Here is a 20,857-nt window from a genome sequence, read left to right as displayed (position 1 = left end):
CTCGCTACTTCACAACTAATGTTAGTTTGCCGAGTGTCCCATAGTCTGCTTCTACTTCATCACCGGCTTTTACTGGAATTGCATCAGTTATGCCACCTGTTAAAACTAGTTGACCAGGTAAAATCCCCCTACCTTCTTTTGCTAACATCGTTAATAATTCGATGACTGAATAAATTGGATGACCTAGCACCGCTGCTCCTGTACCATGTAATTTTTCTTCTCCATTTTGTTTCAAAATAACTTCTGTAGAAGCCCAATCACATGCATATGGTGAAAACGCTTGCGCACTCAACCATATTTTTGATGAAGAAGCATTATCAGCTATTACATCAGGTAATGTAAATGAAAAGTTCTTATAGCGGCTATCAATTACTTCAAGTGCTAGAAATACATTTTCAATCGCATCCCAAACCTCTAAAGGTGTTAAATCCGCACCTTGTAGCTCTTTTTTAAAAACAAAGGCCACCTCTGCTTCAACACGTGGATGGATATATTCAGAAGCTGTAATCTCATTTGCCCTAAGATTCATTTTTGAAGTTAAACGCCCATAAATTGGAGAATTCACCTCCACTTGTTGCTGTTTAGCAATGCTCGTTAGGCCCATTTTCCAACCGATAAACCGATTGTCAGCTGTCATCGTTTTTTCCATACTAATTTTCTGAATTTCATATGCTTCTTCTACTGTAAGATTTGGTTTTGATTCGGTAATCTTTTCAATTGCCTCTGTTGTTGCTTGTGCTTCCGCTACTCGCTCTGCATATTCAAATAAAGACACTATACGCTCCCCACTTTCTGTTGTGCGATTTTCTGTGCTACTTCAATGATTGTATCTTCTTGTCCACCTACAACATTTAATTTGCCTAACTCTACTAAAATATCTCTAGCATCGACGCCCACTTTTTCAGCGGCTATATTTGCGTGAAGTAAAAAGCTCGAATATACGCCAGCATAGCCCATTACTAAACTACCTGTCGTAATATCTTGAGGATGTGGCAAAATATTGGCACGAACATATTCAGCCAAATCGAGCATTTTGTATAAATCTATGCCTATTTCAATACCCATGCGATTTAATACAGCGACCAATACCTCGGTTTGTGTATTGCCTGCACCTGCACCTAAACAACAGATACTACCATCGATACGCGTAGCACCTTCTTGAATCGCTACAAGTGTATTGGCAACAGCTAGAGACAAATTATTATGCGCATGAAAACCAATCTCAATGTTTAAATTAGTACGCAATAGACGAATACGATCCTGTACATCTGAAGGTAGCATAGCTCCCGCTGAGTCCGTGACATACACAGCATCAGCTCCATATGATTCCATTAACAATGCCTGCTCTAATACTTTTTCAGGTGATGCAGAATGTGACATCATTAAAAAACCAAATGCCTCCATACCTAGTGCTTTCGCTGTTTCAATATGTTGCTTTGATACATCCGCCTCAGTTACATGTGTTGCGACACGAACAACTCGAGCACCAGCTTCATAAGCCTCTTTCAATTGATGTATCGTGCCAATTCCAGGGATAAGTAAAACTGTTATTTTAGAATCTCCAGCAACTTCTACTGCCGCTCTTATTAACTGAATATCGTGCTCTTTAGAAAACCCATATTGAAGTGACGAGCCTCCTAAACCATCTCCATGCGTGACTTCGATATACGGTACACCTGCATCACTTAATTGCTTCGTTACATAACGAACTTGCTCAGAAGAAAATTGATGGGCAACTACATGACTACCATCACGAAGTGCAACTTCTGTTAAATAGATCTTACTCATACACTTCCACCTCCCTTAAGTGCATTGTTTTTGCAATTTCTTCAGCCACTTTCAACCCAGCAGCCGTCATAATATCTAAATTTCCAGCGTAGATCGGTAAATAATCTCCCAATCCTTCTACTTCAATAAATACCGTAACTTTCTTTCCATCTACAATTGGATCTAGCTTCAAACGATAGCCTGGTACATATTCATTTACATTTGCGACCATATTTTTTACGGATTCTATAATTTCTTCAGCATTAGCTTCATCTTCAAGTAGACATAATACCGTATCACGCATGAGTAAAGGTGGCTCTGCTGGGTTTAAAATAATAATTGCCTTACCTTTTTTTGCTCCGCCAATCAGCTCGATTGCATTTGATGTTGTTTCTGTAAATTCATCGATATTAGCTCGTGTTCCTGGACCTGCACTTTTTGAAGCAATCGTTGCAACGATTTCAGCGTAAGCAACGCTTTGTACACGGCTAATAGCATTGACGATTGGTATCGTCGCCTGACCCCCACACGTAATCATGTTTACAACAGGCTTTTCAATATGCTCTGTCAAATTCACTGTCGGTACAACAAATGGACCTACAGCCGCTGGGGTTAAATCTATTAATCTTTTGTTTAAACCTTGTAAAGCTTCCACATGTGCAATATGTGCTTTTGCTGATGTTGCATCAAATAAAATATCAGCCAAATGTGGTTGTTCTAGAAATCCTTCAATACCATTGGAAATCGTCTGAAAACCCGCCTCTTGTGCAAGTCTTAAACCATCTGATTCAGGATCAATACCAATAAGTACTGACATTTCTATGTACGGAGATCGTTGAATTTTCACCATTAAATCCGTACCAATATTTCCTGATCCAATAATGCCCACTTTAATTTTTGTCATGGTAGCTTTGCCTCCCTTTACACAAACTCTAGCTCGACTGTACCTAATAGTTCACCAAAGTCTGCTGTAAACTTATCACCCTGTTCAGCATCCAATGCTGCCGATAAAGCGCCGGATAATATAACTTCTCCTGCTTCAATACCAATGTTGAAATCTGCTAGACGGTTCACAAGCCATGCAACACAGCTTGCCGGATTACCTAAAACATCTTCTCCCTTACCTTCATTCATAAACTCTCCATTTTTATAAAGCTGCATTTCGATTGCTGGTAAGTCAACATTGAAGACCTCGCGTTTCACTTGACCTAGTACATATTTTGCAGAGGAAGCATTATCTGCGATTGTATCTAGCAATTTTATTTGCCAATTGGCAATGCGACTATCCACGATTTCAAGACTAGCTACAATATAATCTGTTGCTTCTAGTACCTCCTCAACAGTCACATTAGGTCCTTTTAATGGAGACTTGAATACAAACGCAATTTCACCTTCCACTTTTGGCTTTAAATAACCAGTTCGTTCGGTTTTTCCTTCTGTAATTTCCATATTCGATAAAAGATGCCCATAATCCGGTTCATCTACGTTTAATAGATGTTGCATTGCTAATGATGTCAAACCAATTTTTTTACCTGTAATTTTATGGCCGTTCAGTAACTTCTCATTAATGATTTCAAGTTGAATGGAGTAAGCATCTTTCAATGAAATATCTTTAATTGATTGAGTAATTGGCGCAATTCCAATGCGTGTTCTTTCCGCTTCTAGTAATTTGTTAGACCATTCAATTAGATTCACTACCATGCTATCACCCCATGTTATAATTTAATTGTTACGTTTGAGACCTCGCAGTAGAATTCAAAGCTATGTGCGCCACCTTCACGCCCGATTCCGCTGTGCTTCATACCACCAAATGGTGTCCGAAGATCTCTTAAATACCATGTATTTACCCAAACGATTCCTGACTCAATTTGACCTGCAACACGATGTGCACGTCTTAAATCATTTGTCCAAATAGTTGCGCCTAAGCCGTAATTTGTATCATTTGCACGTGCAATCACTTCGTCTTCTGTATCAAAAGGCAATACTGTAACAACCGGGCCAAAAATTTCTTCGCGTACACAACGATCTTGATCCGTTAATCCTGTAATAATTGTCGGCTCAATATAATAGCCTTTATCTATATTAGCTGGGCGACCACCGCCTGTAAGAATATTGCCACCTTCTTCTCTCGCAGTTTGAATGTAACCCATTACTTTTTCGTAATGGTCTTTCCCAACAACAGAGCCGATATCTGTCGTTGCATCAAATGGATCCCCTATCTTTAATTCTTTTGTGCGCGCTACAAATTTCTCAACAAATTCTTCATAAATATCACGTTCTACATATATACGAGAACCACAGAGACACACTTGCCCTTGGTTCATAAAGCTCGATTTTAGCGTTGTCGTAAGAACTTCATCTAGGTCCGAATCTTTAAAAATAATATTAGGATTTTTGCCGCCTAATTCAAATGAGACTTTTTTCAATGTAGGAGCGGCAGCCTTCATAATAGTGGTACCTGTTTTGGTTTCCCCCGTAAATGTAATAGCATCTACATCAGGGTGTTCCGATAGAAATGCACCTGCTGAATTTCCACCAAAACCGTGAACTAAATTTACAACACCGTCTGGTACCCCCGCTTCTTGACACAATTCAACCAAGCGAGTAGCTGTCATTGGTGTAAGCTCCGCCGGTTTCATGACAGCAGTACTACCTGCCGCTAGACAAGGGGCTAATTTCCAAGTTAAAAGTAGTAATGGTAGATTCCAAGGATTAATCATGGCCACAACACCTACTGGTCGTGTCACTGAATAATGTAGTGCCATATTGTCTTGGTTGTAAGATTCATTCCCAAGTGAAGTAACATAATCCGCAAAGAAGTGGAAATTATGTGCCGCACGTTTAATATCCATTTCTAAAGCTAAATGATACGGCTTGCCTGTATCGGTTGCCTCTAAAGCAGCGAGTTCTTCAACATTTTCTAATATGAGGTCGCCAATACGTCGTAAAAGTTGAGAACGCTCTTTGACAGTGAATCTTCCCCATGTTCCTTTCAAAGCAGCTTTTGCAGACTGTACCGCTACGTCAACCTCTTCTCTAGTCGCTTCTGCTACCCATCCAATGACTTCTTCTGTCGCAGGATTTATATTTTCAAATACTTTCCCATCTGTAGTCTCAATGAATTCGCCGTTTATGAAATTACGGCAATTGATACTTTTCGTTTTAATCGTTGCATGTTGCATCACTTTTCTCACTCCCTCAATTATGAAGCGACTTTAAGGAAAAGAGTCTCTTACCTTATTTCCTGAAGTCACTTTTTGATTATTCTGAAAATTCAACAACCATTTCTATTTCAATTGCTGTATTATTAGGGAGTTGGGCCATTCCAACTGCCGAACGAGCATGCTTACCTCGCTCTCCAAAAACATCCACTAGTAAATCTGATGCACCATTCATAACTTTTGGTTGTTGTATAAAATCAGGTGTAGAATTGACCATCCCTAAAATTTTTACAATACGCTTCACTTTCGATAAATCACCTAATTCATATTTCAATACAGATAAAAGGTTAATCATTGATTGGCGACAAGCTGCATAGCCATCCTCTACTGTTAAATCTTCACCTAATTTGCCATGATACTGATCGACACCTTGCCCCGATGTAAAAATTAAATTACCTGTTCGTACGCAACTAACATAATTTCCAACTGCTTCCCTAGGCTCAGCAAGCTCTATTCCAAGTTCTTGTAATCGTTCTTCAGGTGTTTTCACTTGATTTACCATTTAAAACCTTGCTCCTTTCTACATTTAAAAATGTCATAGCATTTTCGCCTAAAATTGCTTTACGTACTTCTTCTGACAAGTCCAAGGTCTCATCTATAATTTTCCCAGGGTTAATTTCTCTCAGTAAAAATGGATAGTCTGATCCCATAATAATTTTCTCATGGCCAAAACGTTCAATTAAATAATGTAGATTTTGTGATTCATATACTAATGAATCAAAGTAAAAGTTTTTCGTATAGTGGCTTGGAGGATACTTTGTACGTCTAAGATTTGGCCAAACATCCCAACCTTGATCTAGACGTGGAAGAATGTAAGGGAATGATCCGCCACCATGTGCAAAACAAACCTTTAAATTCGGACACTTTTCCATTACGCCACTCCACACTAAGCTTGCTGCTGCTAAAGCTGTCTCACTTGGCATGCCGATTGTATATAAAAAATTATGTCTTGGTGTTCTATCTTGAGCTAAGGTTTCCCAAGGGTGAATAAATAGTGGCATTTCATATTGTTCTGCCGCTTCAAAAAATGGAAGTAAATACTCGCTGTCTAAATTTTCTCTATTTATATTGGTACCGATCTCAATTCCAGCTAGCCCCATTTCCTTGCACCGTATTAACTCAACAATTGCCGCTTTTGCATCTTGCAACGGTACAGTTCCTAGGCCGATGAATCGATCTGGATGTTCTTTAACAACCTCTGCAATAAAATCATTTTGGAATTGTGCAAGCTCTACTGCTTGTTCAATAGGAGCCCAATAAGAAAATGTTACAGGTACAGGTGAAATAACCTGCATATCCACACCCTCATTATCCATATCCTCAATGCGTTTTTTCGCATCCCAGACTTGATCGGTCACTTCCCTAAACACTTTACCACTTACCATAATATCCGCTCCACAAGAACATTTTTGCTCTAGGACAGGCCACTTTTCATTTTCATACTTAATAGCAAAATTCGGTAAATCTTTTGGATAAATATGTGTATGGAAATCTATTCGCATTGCCATTCACTCACCGTCTCAGGCATTACATGTCCACAATTATCACATTGGCGTAATTCTTTAGAAGAGTTGAAGTGATCAATACCTTCTGCAATTTGTTTACCAATGTTTGTTACTTGAATGCGTACACGATGCAATTCATGGTCACATTCACTGCATAGCCATACTAAATCTTCTAACTCGCCCTCTTTGCGCTTTCTCTCCACGACAATTCCATATGTGTCTGCTATACGGTGCGGTGAATGAGGAACGTTTGCCGGTAGCATGAACATTTCGCCTTCCTTCACTTCAATTACTTCACGTTTACCTTCATCATTAATAACCTCTACAAAACAAGAACCCTTAATTTGATAGAATAGTTCATCTGATGGGTCAACATGGAATTCACGACGAGCATTTGGACCACCAATTAACATAATTAAAAACTCAGAGTCTTCCCATAGTACTTTATTATTCACTGGCGGTTTTAGTAAATTCTTGTTCTCCTCAATGATTTTTAAAAGGTTTTGAGAACGAGCTTGTAATTTGCTTACTTGCGTTGAATTTGACATATTTGAATTCCTCCTGTTTTTTAGATTTAATAATTAATTGTCATATAGCCTATTTGTCTCGAAATCATTTCTGCTGAACGAATTACTTCACGAACAATCGCATGTTTCTCCTTACCGTTCATATAACTTTTTTCACCTACTAAGTTAAGAGCCGCCACAACCTGTCCATTATAGGTTTTAATAGGTGCTGCAATTCCATAAGTATTCGATTCATTTTCTAAATCGCTAATGGCATAGCCGTTTTTATATACCACTTCAAGCTCCTTTTTCAAGTCATCCACAGAAGTAATGGTATTGGTCGTTTGTTTAAACATTCCTTTTTCCATCATCGGTATCATAAATGCCGGATTATACGTTAACAATACTTTTCCGATGCTTGTTGAATAAGCAGGATAACGAGTCATCCCGACAAACGTTGGTACTACATCCACATGTGGAGACATGGCCTTGTAGACAAATCGAACTTCCCCATTATCAAACATCCCAATATGAGAAGTACCTTTAAAACGCGCAATCAAATTACTTATAATGGGTCCTGCTTCAAAATTAATATCTTGGGAATACATAACTTTGTTACTCCACTCAAGAATTTTCCAGCCCAATCGGTAACGCTTATCACTGCCTTGCAAGAGGATACTTTCTTTACACATTGTTTTTAAGAAATGATGGACTGAACTCGGAGGTAAATTTAACTTATCTGCAATTTCTTTATTACTCAAAGATGGTTCGCCATCCGAAAATAAATCGATAATGCGTGTGATTTTTTTTACTGATGAAATCAAATCCTTCACCTCCAAGTTCAATTTAAATTATTTGTTTCTCTCTTACTTCTTCTTTCTTAGCAAGAATTGAATCAACTAAATCAAAAGAATACTGTTTCTTAAATTTATTGTAGTAAATAGCACGTTTCCTAACAGGATCCCCTGTATAATAGCGTTCATATTGAAGTGCTCTCATACCAAACCCTTCACCACATAGATCCCAAGCTAGCTTAAAGATTTTCATTCTTAGTTCTGCATCTACACCTTCTCGTCCACCATAATGGCGATCGATGCTTGGACGGAGTTCTGGATTTAGGAAATCTGCTTCAGTTGGCATCATAAGTAAACCGCCTGCACCAATTGTTTGCATTACTTCAATTGCTCTCGGATACATTTCAGGCATCATGCCGCGAATTGTTTCTAAGGCATCTGGATTTAATCGAGCTTCACCGTGCTCTGTAATTGTAAATTCATGCTCTGCTGTTCGAAGCAATGCACGGATGACTTCTACAGATTGCACTAATTCACCGAGGTCACGTTGCACATTTAAAAATTGATCTACACCAATCGAATCAGCAACCTTGCAAGCCACCTCTACAGCAAATGCAAGTTTGATGTATCCTCTAACACCTGACTGATGTGCTGGCTGTTCTGCAATACCTGTCATTGGATACAGCAAGTTCGCAGCTTCAACGTTGTTGTATAAAAATACACGATCCCATGGTACTAATACATCTTCAAAAATGAGTAGAGCATCCATTTCCTCATAGCGAGAAGCCAGCGGATGATCGAATGTTGAACGTGTACCATCTTGAACTGGTTCACGACAAATAATTTTTAATCCTTTCACATCAATTGGTACGGCAAAAGCCAATGCATATCGCTCATCTCCTTGTGCAAATCCAGGGAATGAATAGACAATCACTTCATCCGTAAGTGCTGCTAATGTTGCTAGCATTTTTGCTCCGCGGACGACTAATCCCTCAGGACGTTCTTCTACTGCACCTAAATGTGTAAACATATCTGACTGCTGATGCGATGATTTACTTCGATCATTTTGCGGGTTCACAATTGCATGAGTTAAGAACACATCATTATCACGTAAATGGCGATAATAAGCTTCAATATTTTTAGCCCAATCTTGGTTGTATTTCGCTAAGAACCAAGAATTTTGTGCTAATGAAGTCACCACTGTATTTAAAAAATCTGGTGTTCTGCCCATCAAGCCATATGTTTGTCGAGCTACAACTTCAAAAGCTTTACTACGTTTCATGATGTCTTCATAAGATTTAGCAAATAGGAATGAAGTTGCTACACGTTCACCTGTTTCTTCACAAACATGCGTTAAATCTTCTTGGTATTTTGGATCATGTTGTAAATCAAATAACTTTGCAATTTCTTGGATTGGTTGATGAAAATAGGGTTCATCGTAAACACTCTCTATTAAACTGCCATTTAGCCATACTTCCGGTTTTCTTGACTTTAATGCATCTATATATTGTTGTCCTGTTCTGATTCCCATAACTGAAAATCCCCCTCTCCGAAATATTTATTGTTGTATTAGCTGTTTTGTCGAGCCCATCTTGCCTTCAAAGAATGTAAGCGCTTCCCTTTCGGTGCGTCCAAAATTTATTATTTCTCCTATAAATAACACATGATCTCCTGCATCTACTTCTTTCCATGGTTTACATTCGATAAAAGCAGACACACCTTCAATTTTCGGAGCTATACCGTCTTTAATCCATGTAATTTCAAGTCCTTCTTGCTTCCGTCCTGCAAATTGCCATGCAATGGACTCCTGTTGATCTGCTAAAATATTAATTGTAAAAGCTTTGTTTTTCATTTGAGATAAAGAATTTGCTTTTTTATCGATAGATACTAGTGCTAGAGCTGGCTCTAACGAAACGGAAGTAAATGAGTTCACTGTGATTCCATTAATACCCGCGCTATCAAACCAAGTAACCACCGTCACACCTGTAGGAAATTTCCCAAATGTTTGTCTAAGTAATTTTGTTTCCATTTACAGCACCTCCTTTTATTTATTATTAGAATCATAACAACTTCTCTTCTCTTTGAAATGCATTATATTTCAAATAGTGAAATCGAACAAAATTATATTCTGCTTTAAACTTATTTTTTCTGCAAAAATCAGTATTTTTCTATTCAGATAAAATAATGACCATCTACGATTTGATAATCCGCTGATTTATATGATATTTTTCTGCTTTAAATCTATTTATCTGAAACTTTATTATCATTTTTATTTTCGCGAAAATTCAGTCTATTCACTTCTACGTTTATGAGCAAAAAGGGAAGAACTCCTATAGAGATGGCTTCATCCATTTAGTTTTTATTATTTAAAATAAGGGTGCGAAGTTGGTCGGTTTTTAATATGGACTCATACTTGTCCACAAAAACTGATCGACCTTTCTTCACTTTCTACAATAAAAAAAGTAGCACAAACCATTGTCTTAGTTTGTACTACTAATGTTAGTATGTTTTCTTTTAGAACATTTGCTTTTTCCATTGCGCTAGCACGTCATTGGATTTCGCAATGTCCACTTTTAATGCTACTTGCTTGGCAGAGCAACGCTTTTTAGCCTCCTCCCATGCTTCTTCTAGAGCAGGTAAATAGCTTAAATTTTTTGTAGCTGCGACTAGCTGTAAAAAAATATTTCCTTGAATGTAGTACCAGCGAGGGTTCATGCCATCTAACTGAATAGCCTCTTCAATAAGACGTAATGCCAAATACGGACTGCCTTCATTTCGACTCAAAAACTGTGCGAATGCTCCCCAGTAAAGAGCTTTATTTGGCTGTAGTTTTATCGCTTCCGCATATTGCACAAGTGCTTTATCATGCTCCTTAGCAAGAGCAAAATATTCAGCCATAGTATAGTAAGCATTCGCTTGCGCCTCGACCGATCCAGCTAATAATTCATCTACTACTTTACCGAATTGCTGATCATCCTCACTTCCTAGATATGCAGCGAGTACATCACGCTCTGGATAGGAGCCATCTGTTCGTTCAACACTTTGCTTCCCTTTTTCAGCAGAAGGAATAGGCATATTTGCATAACCGTTCGCTTCCAACAATGCGACGTGTTGTTGAATTGTTGGAAAAGATTCATGTTCTGTAAACGCACTATTAGCTAACAGTGCTTTGGCTAATTGATAGCTTTCTTTCACATGACCATTTAAAAATAATTCATTTATCTGTTGTACTTGCTCATCAAACTGTTTAATCACTATTAAAATCCTCACCTTCACCAAAAGAAAAGTATTATAGGTATTTTACCATCTTTAAATCTAAAACAAACTAAATAGAAATAATTTTTCTACAATTCTTTTAATTCAGAGCTGAATGACCACATTAAAAATCTGATAACAATATGGTTCATCACATAGCGAGTGTTGATTTCCGTTTCGATTGGGCGTTTTCTCGAGGGCGTCCGATGAGCCGCTTCACTCGCGTTGCTCGGCACGGGGTTTCGCCGCTTAATCGTGCATTTTGCCGCTTGATGGAGACTTTTCGCCGCTTGGTCATAGGTTTCTGCCGCTTGGTCGTAGGTTTCTGCCGCTTGGTCGTGCTTTTCCGCCGCTAACTCATGGCTTTTCGAAGCTAACTGGGCTTTCCGCCGCTAACTCATGGCTTTCCTCCGCTAACATGTGCCTTCCGCCGCTAACTCAGGCTTTTCCGCCGCTAACTCATGCCTTTCCGCCGCTAACATGTGCCCTTCCGCCGCTAACTCGTGTCTTTCCGCCGCTAACTCGTGCCTTCCTCCGCTAACTCGTGCCTTTCCGCCGCTAACTCGTGCCCTTCCGCCGCTAACTCATGCCTTTCCGCCGCTAACATGTGCCCTTCCGCCGCTAACTCGTGTCTTTCCGCCGCTAACTCGTGCCTTTCCGCCGCTAACATGTGCCCTTCCGCCGCTAACTCGTGCCTTCCTCCGCTAACTCGTGCCTTCCGCCGCTAACTCATGCCTTTCCGCCGCTAACTCGTGGCTTTTCGCCGCTAACTCATGCCTTTCCGCCGCTAACTCGTGGCTTTTCGCCGCTAACTCGTGCCTTCCTCCGCTAACACATACATCTGTTACGATAATCCCCAGATAAAAAAACATTGGATAAAGTTCTGAATTGTGAGATAATTGAAGTGTATTTTCACTTTTTGAGAACAAGTAAATTAGATATAGGAGGGCTTGTGCTATGAATAGACGAATTCATTTTGTATCGCTTATTATTGGAAATTTGTTAACACTAGGAGCGATTTTCATTTACGCTATGCAAAGTCAAGTAGATGTGGCCCTCAGCACATATGCCCTTGTGATGGGATTTTTAAGCACATTACTTCTGATCTTTTTTTATTTATGGGGGGATGAAAAACAACAAATATCGAATCGTTTTTCTAAATAACTTGGGTGGTTTCAAACTATAGTTTTGAAGTCATCCCAGATTTTCTCGAACACTGCCATTGAACAAAAAAGCGATTTCCCCCTTTTCTACATCAGTAGTTGAGGGAATTTCTTTTCACGAAATGCTTCTTTTTTCGTGGCATTCCCCTCTGTATACGCCGAATTATTGTTGAAAAATAAAAAATTTTGTAGAAAATTTAAAAAGAATGATTGAGTAGTAATTCAATTTTCTGTATAATCAGCTTGTTTGACAATACTAATTTGAATTTGGGGGTAGACAATTGGGTAAAGCATTGATTATAGGAGCTGGCGGAGTAGCCAGTGTTGTGGTACACAAGTGTGTTCAAAATTCGGACGTATTTGAGGAAATTTGTATCGCAAGTAGAACTGTTTCAAAATGTGACGCTCTAAAAGAAAAACTAGATGGCGGAAAAACAAAGATTCATACCGCACAGGTAGACGCAGACAATACGGAAGAGGTTATTGAGCTTATTAAAGCCTTCGGACCAGAAGTTGTTATTAATGTAGCACTACCTTATCAAGACTTAACGATTATGGATGCTTGCTTAGCGACAGGTGTACACTATGTGGATACTGCAAACTACGAGCCACCTGAAACGGCAAAATTTGAATATAAATGGCAATGGGCTTATAAAGAGAAGTTCGAAAAAGCTGGTCTAACTGCTTTACTTGGTAGCGGTTTTGATCCAGGTGTAACGGGCGTTTTCACAGCTCATGCACAAAAACATGAATTTGATGAAATCCACTACATAGATATTGTGGATGCAAATGCCGGTGATCACGGTTACCATTTCGCTACAAACTTCAACCCAGAAATCAACATTCGTGAAATTACAGCGAATGGTCGTTACTGGAAAGCAGGCGAGTGGATTGAAACTGCACCACTTGAGAAAAAAGAGGTTTATAACTTACCAGAAATCGGACCAAAAGATATTTACCTTTTATACCATGAAGAACTAGAATCACTTGCTAAAAACATTAAAGGCTTAAAGCAAATCCGTTTCTGGATGACATTCTCTGAAAAATACTTAACACATTTAAAAGTATTAGAGAATGTTGGTATGACTTCTATCGAGCCTATTGAATTTGAAGGACAAATGATTCAACCAATTCACTTCCTAAAAGCTGTACTGCCTGATCCAGCATCACTTGGACCACGTACAAAAGGAAAAACTAACATCGGTTGTATTATTCGCGGTCTAAAAGATGGTAAGGAAAAAACTTATTATGTCTACAATGTATGTGACCACGAGGAATGCTATAACGAGGTTGGTTCACAGGCAATTTCCTACACAACTGGTGTCCCAGCAATGATTGGTGCAATGCTAGTGATGAACGGTCAATGGCGTAAACCTGGCGTTTGGAATGTCGAAGATTTCAATCCAGATCCATTCATGGATGCACTAAATAAATGGGGTCTACCATGGCAAGAAAGCCATAATCCAGAATTACTTGACCTTGAGTTAGATGTAAAGGAATTAAGTCGATGAAGCCAATTGATTTCTCAAAAGTTCCATCCCCTTCTTACGTAGTGGATGAACGATTATTAACAAAGAATCTAGAACTTTTAAAATCGATTCAAGATCGCACAGGTTGCCGTATTTTACTTGCCTTAAAAGGGTTTTCAATGCATTCCACATTCCCATTAGTGGGTGAATATTTAGCAGGAATTACGTCTAGCTCATTATTTGAAGCTCAACTCGGCTATGAAAAAATGGGCAAAGAAGTTCATGTCTATGCACCAGCTTACGTGGAACATGAAATGGACGAGCTTCTTGGCTATGTTGATCATATTGTGTTTAATTCATTTAACCAATGGAATCAATATAAGGACAAAGTAAAATCTGCTGATAAAACAATTGAATGCGGTATTCGTATCAATCCTGAGTACTCTGAAATTGAAACAGCACTTTACGACCCTTGCTACACGAATTCTCGTCTTGGCACAACATTAGCCAACTTCGACAAGTCACAGCTTGACGGTATTGACGGCTTACACTTCCATGCAATGTGTGAGCAAAACTCAGATACGTTAGAGCGTATTATACAAGTTGTCGAAGAAAAATTTGGTGATGTCTTACATCAAATGAGATGGTTAAACTTTGGTGGAGGTCACCATATTACACGTGATGATTATGATGTTGAAAAGCTTGTGAATATCATTAATTACATTCAAGACAAGTATAACCTTCTCGTCTATTTAGAGCCAGGTGAAGCTGTTGCACTTAATACAGGCTATTTAGTAGCAACGGTTCTTGATGTACAGAAAAACGCTATGGACCTAGCAATTTTAGATACATCGGCAACTTGCCATATGCCAGATGTTCTAGAAATGCCGTACCGCCCAATGATCATCGGTTCTGGTCAACCAAATGAACTAGCTTACACATATCGCCTAGGCGGGCTTACATGTCTTGCTGGTGATGTAATTGGTGATTATTCATTCGAACAACCTTTACAACCAGGCGATCGTTTAGTATTTACAGATATGGCGCATTACTCAATGGTGAAAAATCATATGTTTAATGGTGTAAATCTTCCATCAATCGTTTCTTATAACGATGAAGAAGGCATTAAAGTCATTCGTGAATTTAAATTTGAAGACTATAGCGGCCGACTTTCATAATAAGCTGAAACTATTTTAAATAGTGAACCCTTATATAAGGTCCACAATATATATAGAAATTAAAAGGATAGAAGAGCTTAAGAAATTAGCTCTATCTATCCTCTTTTTGTACCACATCTGGGTCCAGTTATATTTAAATATCAATTTAAGTTGAAGGGTATATCGAAGCTATTTATACAGAATTTCTAAAATATCTGCAACAACTTGAAAAAGAAGGACTATTATCTTTAAACTCAAGGTATTGCTCATTCATTAGGGTTGATAAAAGTGCGTTAATCTACATTTCATTAACTTCCTAGGAAAATAAATAACACCCGAAACCAATATATATCAAAGGTTTCAGGTGTTTTAGAGAAGTCGATTATTTGCGTTAATTTATATTTTGTGAACAATTGGAGAGGGATGGAGTGTTTTTATAAATGGCTATAACACCTGAGAAATTAAATATCCGTAAATTAATAGAAAATCATAGTGATGCTATGCCCTTTTATGTTAAGGAATATATACAATCAAAATTAACCGCTGGACTGTCTCCTGACACCCTTTTACAGTATCTCTATAGATATAAACACTTCTTTAATTGGTTACTCTCAGAGGGGCTTGTAGAAGCTGAGGATGTGGCTGCTATTCCATACTCTGAGTTAGATAGAATGCGGAAAGATACAATAGAAATGTATATTCAGTTTTTGCGTAATGAGGACATTTCAAAAAAAGAAGATGATACTGAAGGAAAACCAAAAGCTTTAAAATTACCTGAGTACCGCGGCGAAGCGGTTGTTGCATTATCGATCCAAGCTTTAAAATCCCTTTTCAATTATCTAACTAAAGAAACAGAGGATGAGAATGGTGAATGTTATTTCTATCGAAATGTAATGTCTAAGATTGTAACTCATAAAAAAGGAGAAACGGCCAGCCGGAGAGCCCGTGATCTCAACGCAATAATATTAAATGACGATGATATTTCAGCATATCTAAAATTTATAGAGAATGGTTATAGTGAGACATTAACTTCTGCAGAAGCCAGGAGCCGATATGAGAAGGTGAATTCTTTATAAATTAATTGATTTGTACTATTTTTTTCAGATATAAAATTATATATTTTTGTTTCAAATTCTTTAGAATTATATTTTTCAAGCATCCAATCGTCATATATAAATTCAATTGTCATTTTATTTTGAAAATTCGTATCTTTATTTTCTATAAAATATATTCTATTAGCTTTAAAGTTTATTTCTAAAGCTAATAGTAAATTACTATCAATGTAAAAATTTCTAGTTTTAGAAATGTCATTATCCCAGTATGCATATAAATTTTGATTCGTTGAAAACTCCATTAAACCAATTTTATCTATAGATAATTTAATATTGTATTGATTATAGAGTGGATTAACTGTATCGTTTTTATATTTTATATATATATACGAGTTCGATGTATTTGCAATTATTAAGCTATCTAAGAAAAAGAATTTCAGCATTTTCTTATCTTCATCATTAAGAGATGATGTGTTTATTATTTCAAATACTTGGTTACGTATTACCTTATTATTAATAATAGAAAATAGTCCATACTCTTTAAGTAACTGCTCTATATAATATTGTGGCAAATTTTTAATATATTTACGTATTAAACTTATTCCTTTAAATGCATAACCTGAATACAAAGGAGTACCAGCATTGGAGATATGCCTATACAAAGCATTAATGATAATTTCTGTTTCATTTTCAGTGAAAAATTTATCATCAAATATATAGTATTTACATATTAATTCAATTGCCTCTTCATTATCACTGAATCTACCAAAATAACTTTTGTAAAATTTCGCTAACCCTAAATACAAATCTTTCACTTGGAATGGATTACTTTGTATATTTTCATCTAAACTATTCAAAATACTATAGTAAGCATATCCTACATGCCGCTTCCTTATAAATTTCATGTAACTTGGTATTTCAAATTGCTTCTCAAATAGCTTTTGATGATATGGGATTATTGATATCATTAGACTTTTAGTAAAATAAATTATCTTATTTTCGTAATCATCAGTTTTAAAGGATTTGTCATATTCCTTCGCAATATTTATTTCTCCTTGTTCTAACAAATCGTTTAAACTCTCAAATAAATCATTTAATTTCTCTGATTCAGATAACTTACTTAAATCAATAGAAGTAAATTTACTTCTATTGATATTATCAGGTAAGATATCTAAACTAATAGAATTAAATATTTCATTAAACATATTCATCACATCACCTATTTATATATTTTATATTTTTAAATTTATTCAATAAAAATTATTATCTAGTCTGTCTATTAAATATTCTAAAGACACAACTTAATAAATCAGATAAAAAACAAGCTTAAATTGTAGTAATGCACGTTTTTATCTTTAACATTTCAACCCGGATTAACTTGTTTACTCAAAACGTTCATTTTTTTGTCTTTCCCTTTTCAACTCATTTTCTCTTTGCAAATAAATTGTTTGTTTAAATTTTTCTTCTTCTTCAGTTGCCCATTCTACTATTATCAAATTGCTGTGTTTTTTCAATGCTGTAATTAAGCACAGGCACCTTTGTAAACTGTCTGCTAGGGAACCCATCCATAACCTTGGGTAAAAAGATTTTCTGAATATATCTAAGATTAACTCTGGATCATAATAATTATCCATTATCCACAAAGCTAAAGGTGTCCACTCCAAGATATTCTCCTTATTAACTTGTTGATAAGGTCTTATAGCAGATGCAATAACAGTAAGAGCGTCAACTAAATCTAAAATGCTTCTTCCTGACAAAGAATAATATTTCGCTTGTTCAATTAAAGAGTTTGGCTCCAATAGCAACTTTAAATCATTTAACCTCCCCTATATCTCTGGATCCAATTCCTCGCCATCAAATCTAATTGTTGTTCTTACAGCTAGCCAACCTTCTCTCCAAGATTCTTTTAAAGAAATTATTTTTGAGACTTTTTCAAGTTCATCATACATTCCTGCATCCCAAAGCCCTCTAAACTTTGAGGCTATTAATTCTCTTACTTTAAAAGCAAATGGGCTTTCCGATATTGCCACTCTAAGAGAGTAATAAATAAACAATTTGTACCATTTATGCACTTCAAATCCATTCGTTGGGTTATAGCCATAATCCCTAGGTCGAGACCCAAATTCAAATCTGAACGATGAACTAAAATAGGTTGTTTCAAATCACCTCTACATATTGATTTAGCATAAACAGCAGAATTAGTATATCCATTACTATTTGTGATTCCCGCTTATTGCCCACTTATTTAAAGTGATTAAAATGCGTGGGTTTTAGTTTGAGCTAATTATAGTTGATATAAAAAATTGATTAAAAGAATTTAAAAGCTTATTGGCTTATGTTCTTCATTAAATAAAAAGTCATCAAATTGACTAAATGTAAGTTGAGTATATTTTATTTTCTTTCCAATATAGTACATATTTTGGTCATCCCATAAATTTGCATATGCAGCTGCATTCGTTCTTGGGTATGGTCGTTTTTCAAATTTTTTATATTCTGCATAATTAACTGGTTTTGTTAAATGTATTTTTTTTGCAAATTTGCTGTATAATTCAGAGTCATTTTTCATTGGAATAGCTAGATTAACACCGAAAGGAAAGCTATTTAAATCTTTTTCAACACGTTTTGAAATATAAGCTACTCCATCAATACCAAATTCAGATAGACATTGCATAACTAACTGTGAAATTATATATTCACTGCAAAAGCTTCTACCCTTTTCTTTTACTTTATAAGATGTTGCTATAACCAGTGGGAAAAATTCAATTAAACTACCAATATTTTGTCCACTAATTCCAATGTTAGATAATCCATTAATTAACATTTGTGATATAGCTAAATTCAAAACCTTCACGTCACTGTTTATTTCATACGAAGCAACATTAAAATCTCTATCTAAGGGTTTGTCTAATTCTAACCAACAAACATAAGATGTAAGTCCAAAATACATACACGGAACTCCGGCGATGCTAAACCGCTGTGTTGAAACGTTGCCTCGTTTATTAAAAGGTATATGTAAAAAATCGGTTTTATCATATCCGATAGAGCCTACTCTTGCTCTAAAAAAAGATAAATCTGCATTAGCTAATTCAGATTGAATAGGATTTGGTTCAGCAACAATTTTAGTTATACCTCGTATCGCTGGAGAACTTTCTAAACTTGATACAATAAAATTGTTACAACAATATTTTTCTAGAATATTTGATATCTTTTTTTTAGCTTTCGAAATATCCGCATCATAATAAAAACTTAGAGCTTGCTTAATTTTTTCAACATTTAATTTAGTACGATTATAAACTCCTTCATCTACTAATTTTCTATCTCTAATTGCTTCTAAATAATCATCCAATTTTTTATCTAAATATGCTTCATACTCACAATCATTTTGTATTGTGATCGGAAGATAGAAATCATTTAATTCAATTGGTTTTGGTTTATCTTCAGGTATTTCTTCATGTACTTTTCTTATACCTTCTTCAATCGCTTTTTCTAATTCAAGTAGCCTTCTTAGCGCGCTCTCTCTGTCTTCTTCTAACACCTTGTCGTCTAATACAACATTATCTTGATCGTCCATTGGCGTTCTCCTTTACTGATAATAAAAATAACCTTTTGTAGTTATCTTACAGTTAGAGACTATTTTTTACCAATCTTTTATTTGAATAATTAAACTTATAAATCCAAGGGCTAATTTTGGTGGTAAGTTATGAGGTGTAGGGGAGCATAAGGGAAAGAAATATCTTATTTATTGTTGATATATAGGAATACAAAAAACATAGTTTTTCCATCGATAAATGTAACCTCAACCTCAGTAAGTCCTGTTTCAGACATGCTCTCATCGAATGGGTCATATTCCTGCTCTGTATCATTATTAGTTTCTTTTTCTAGTTCTTCGTCTAAGTTCTCCTCTATCCCAATACCTGCATTTGCAAGCCTGACTCCGTTTCCGTTCTAGAAAGTGCTATTGTCGATTTAGAAAGGTACATGGATGTTAGAGAATCTAAGTATCCAGGTGCTAAAAAATCCCCTTTCCTTTTTGTTAGCGTCTATGGTGGTGTCGTAAGGCCCTTATCTAGAAGAGCAATTCAAAACATCGTAAATAAATACACCTCTGCTTTCTTTAGAAATGGTAAAAGTCCTCATAAACTTAGACATTCATTTGCTGTAGATTTTATCCGCAGCGGTGGTGATATTATTTTATTGAGGGATCAATTAGGACATTCTGATATTAAAACGACTTCATTGTACACCAACATGTCTTCTAAAGATGGAGAAAAGGTTTTAAATGAGATGGATAAAAGAAGATGATACAACAGAAGAAAAGCCCAAATTACTGAATACACAGTATTTGGGCTTTATTATATAATAAATAAGAAGGACCTTTTCTAGACCATAACCATTGTGTACTTCCTTATAAGCTTTTGCATAACAAAGAAAAGGTCTACCTTCATTGTCTCTTTATTCATTACACAAAATACTTTATACTCTCTTTTTCAATTGTTTATTAATACTCACTAATATGCTAATAATAATTGAAAGTAAAGTAACTATTATTAGCCCAACAGCCATTACTATACCATCTATACTAACAAAGAATCCTGTTGAGGCTATAGCAAAAAAGCTGATGATACTTAAAAATAAAGTAAGGAAAAAAATTTGGAAATAACGCATGTTATCCACCTCCCTCTATAAATTAGCGTAAACGACGTATTGAGCGCATCACGACAGGAAATACATTCGGTACATCATCGGCTGATAAAAAATTAGAAAAAATGCCAACGGTAAAATCAATTTGATAAAGCTTGGTGTAAAAAACGAAACCTCATCTCGTGGAGTTTGTCTCAGCAACAATTACAATAAGTAAGTGTTCGCTTTTTTATATGACGGATTGTAATATTAAGTGCAACACCTAGAAGTCAATATAAAGGAAGCCCATAACGACCTCGTGTAGAATGTAGTTACCACACAAACATT

The 20,857-nt window shown here is 36.3% G+C and carries 22 protein-coding genes; 5 read left to right on the top strand and 17 right to left on the bottom strand.

From position 1 onward, the window contains the following. Positions 1–4 precede the first annotated feature (4 nt). The 12 genes from ACIQ7T_RS25410 to ACIQ7T_RS25355 form a co-directional block, all read right to left on the bottom strand. Positions 5–775 (bottom strand): 2-keto-4-pentenoate hydratase, encoded by a 771-nt coding sequence (locus ACIQ7T_RS25410; protein WP_370081696.1) that lies wholly within the window; start codon positions 773–775, stop codon positions 5–7. Further along, positions 775–1,788 carry a 4-hydroxy-2-oxovalerate aldolase gene (gene dmpG / locus ACIQ7T_RS25405; RefSeq protein ID WP_370081694.1) on the bottom strand — a complete coding sequence of 338 codons (1,014 nt, stop codon included), beginning with the start codon at positions 1,786–1,788 and terminating at the stop codon, positions 775–777. Before dmpG ends, ACIQ7T_RS25410 begins: the two co-directional genes overlap by 1 nt. After that, a complete protein-coding gene (locus ACIQ7T_RS25400; protein WP_370081692.1) occupies positions 1,781–2,671 on the bottom strand; it encodes an acetaldehyde dehydrogenase (acetylating) in 891 nt (296 codons plus the stop codon). Before ACIQ7T_RS25400 ends, dmpG begins: the two co-directional genes overlap by 8 nt. 17 nt (positions 2,672–2,688) lie before the next feature. Next, the gene (locus ACIQ7T_RS25395) at positions 2,689–3,468 is read right to left on the bottom strand and encodes a 2-keto-4-pentenoate hydratase (RefSeq protein WP_370081690.1); all 780 of its coding nucleotides are present in this window, start codon (positions 3,466–3,468) and stop codon (positions 2,689–2,691) included. Positions 3,469–3,482: 14 nt separating this feature from the next. Beyond that, positions 3,483–4,949, bottom strand: coding sequence for an aldehyde dehydrogenase (locus ACIQ7T_RS25390; protein WP_370081750.1), 1,467 nt, complete (start codon positions 4,947–4,949; stop codon positions 3,483–3,485). Between the two features lie 79 nt (positions 4,950–5,028). Then, positions 5,029–5,490 carry a RidA family protein gene (locus ACIQ7T_RS25385; protein WP_370081688.1) on the bottom strand — a complete coding sequence of 154 codons (462 nt, stop codon included), beginning with the start codon at positions 5,488–5,490 and terminating at the stop codon, positions 5,029–5,031. Next, on the bottom strand, positions 5,465–6,496 hold the full coding sequence (locus ACIQ7T_RS25380; RefSeq protein ID WP_370081686.1) for an amidohydrolase family protein: 1,032 nt from the start codon (positions 6,494–6,496) through the stop codon (positions 5,465–5,467). The genes ACIQ7T_RS25385 and ACIQ7T_RS25380 overlap by 26 nt, the downstream gene beginning before the upstream one ends. Next, positions 6,481–7,041 carry a 3-hydroxyanthranilate 3,4-dioxygenase gene (locus ACIQ7T_RS25375; protein WP_370081684.1) on the bottom strand — a complete coding sequence of 187 codons (561 nt, stop codon included), beginning with the start codon at positions 7,039–7,041 and terminating at the stop codon, positions 6,481–6,483. The genes ACIQ7T_RS25380 and ACIQ7T_RS25375 overlap by 16 nt, the downstream gene beginning before the upstream one ends. 26 nt (positions 7,042–7,067) lie before the next feature. Further along, on the bottom strand, positions 7,068–7,823 hold the full coding sequence (locus ACIQ7T_RS25370) for an IclR family transcriptional regulator (protein ID WP_370081682.1): 756 nt from the start codon (positions 7,821–7,823) through the stop codon (positions 7,068–7,070). Positions 7,824–7,845: 22 nt separating this feature from the next. Beyond that, entirely contained in the window at positions 7,846–9,324 is a 1,479-nt protein-coding gene (locus ACIQ7T_RS25365; RefSeq protein WP_370081680.1) for a 4-hydroxyphenylacetate 3-hydroxylase family protein, read from the bottom strand. A 27-nt stretch (positions 9,325–9,351) separates the two neighbouring features. Then, positions 9,352–9,822: a flavin reductase family protein gene (locus ACIQ7T_RS25360; protein WP_370081678.1), complete on the bottom strand. Its 471-nt coding sequence runs from the start codon at positions 9,820–9,822 to the stop codon at positions 9,352–9,354. Between the two features lie 485 nt (positions 9,823–10,307). Further along, positions 10,308–11,048 carry a tetratricopeptide repeat protein gene (locus tag ACIQ7T_RS25355; RefSeq protein ID WP_370081677.1) on the bottom strand — a complete coding sequence of 247 codons (741 nt, stop codon included), beginning with the start codon at positions 11,046–11,048 and terminating at the stop codon, positions 10,308–10,310. Positions 11,049–12,005: 957 nt separating this feature from the next. Here ACIQ7T_RS25355 and ACIQ7T_RS25350 point away from each other — a divergent pair. The 4 genes from ACIQ7T_RS25350 to ACIQ7T_RS25335 all read left to right on the top strand — a co-directional run bounded on the left by ACIQ7T_RS25350 (position 12,006) and on the right by ACIQ7T_RS25335 (position 15,913). Beyond that, on the top strand, positions 12,006–12,212 hold the full coding sequence (locus tag ACIQ7T_RS25350; RefSeq protein ID WP_370081675.1) for a hypothetical protein: 207 nt from the start codon (positions 12,006–12,008) through the stop codon (positions 12,210–12,212). Positions 12,213–12,492: 280 nt separating this feature from the next. Beyond that, positions 12,493–13,722: a saccharopine dehydrogenase family protein gene (locus ACIQ7T_RS25345; RefSeq protein ID WP_370081673.1), complete on the top strand. Its 1,230-nt coding sequence runs from the start codon at positions 12,493–12,495 to the stop codon at positions 13,720–13,722. After that, positions 13,719–14,858 (top strand): carboxynorspermidine decarboxylase, encoded by a 1,140-nt coding sequence (gene nspC / locus ACIQ7T_RS25340; protein WP_402874627.1) that lies wholly within the window; start codon positions 13,719–13,721, stop codon positions 14,856–14,858. Before ACIQ7T_RS25345 ends, nspC begins: the two co-directional genes overlap by 4 nt. Positions 14,859–15,277: 419 nt before the next feature. Beyond that, positions 15,278–15,913, top strand: a complete 636-nt coding sequence (locus tag ACIQ7T_RS25335) for a site-specific integrase (RefSeq protein WP_402874624.1) — start codon at positions 15,278–15,280, stop codon at positions 15,911–15,913. Here ACIQ7T_RS25335 and ACIQ7T_RS25330 read toward each other — a convergent pair. The 4 genes from ACIQ7T_RS25330 to ACIQ7T_RS25315 all read right to left on the bottom strand — a co-directional run bounded on the left by ACIQ7T_RS25330 (position 15,850) and on the right by ACIQ7T_RS25315 (position 19,460). Further along, the gene (locus tag ACIQ7T_RS25330; protein ID WP_402874621.1) at positions 15,850–17,094 is read right to left on the bottom strand and encodes a hypothetical protein; all 1,245 of its coding nucleotides are present in this window, start codon (positions 17,092–17,094) and stop codon (positions 15,850–15,852) included. The genes ACIQ7T_RS25335 and ACIQ7T_RS25330 overlap by 64 nt on opposite strands. A 177-nt stretch (positions 17,095–17,271) precedes the next feature. Then, a complete protein-coding gene (locus ACIQ7T_RS25325) occupies positions 17,272–17,694 on the bottom strand; it encodes a hypothetical protein (RefSeq protein WP_402874618.1) in 423 nt (140 codons plus the stop codon). 21 nt (positions 17,695–17,715) lie between these two features. Continuing rightward, a complete protein-coding gene (locus ACIQ7T_RS25320; RefSeq protein ID WP_402874615.1) occupies positions 17,716–17,961 on the bottom strand; it encodes a hypothetical protein in 246 nt (81 codons plus the stop codon). 245 nt (positions 17,962–18,206) lie between these two features. Further along, entirely contained in the window at positions 18,207–19,460 is a 1,254-nt protein-coding gene (locus ACIQ7T_RS25315; RefSeq protein ID WP_402874612.1) for a hypothetical protein, read from the bottom strand. A 407-nt stretch (positions 19,461–19,867) separates the two neighbouring features. Between ACIQ7T_RS25315 and ACIQ7T_RS25310 the strand changes: the two genes are divergently transcribed. Next, a complete protein-coding gene (locus tag ACIQ7T_RS25310; RefSeq protein ID WP_402874609.1) occupies positions 19,868–20,191 on the top strand; it encodes a tyrosine-type recombinase/integrase in 324 nt (107 codons plus the stop codon). A gap of 171 nt (positions 20,192–20,362) precedes the next feature. Here ACIQ7T_RS25310 and ACIQ7T_RS25305 read toward each other — a convergent pair whose 3' ends face one another. Then, entirely contained in the window at positions 20,363–20,554 is a 192-nt protein-coding gene (locus ACIQ7T_RS25305; RefSeq protein WP_323657106.1) for a hypothetical protein, read from the bottom strand. Positions 20,555–20,857: the final 303 nt, after the last annotated feature.

The sequence above is a fragment of the Lysinibacillus sp. NPDC096212 genome (assembly GCF_044763105.1).
Classification (GTDB): Bacteria; Bacillota; Bacilli; order Bacillales_A; family Planococcaceae; genus Lysinibacillus.
The sequence above is the reverse complement of the archived record's forward strand: the minus strand, read 5'-3'. Positions and strand labels throughout refer to the sequence as shown.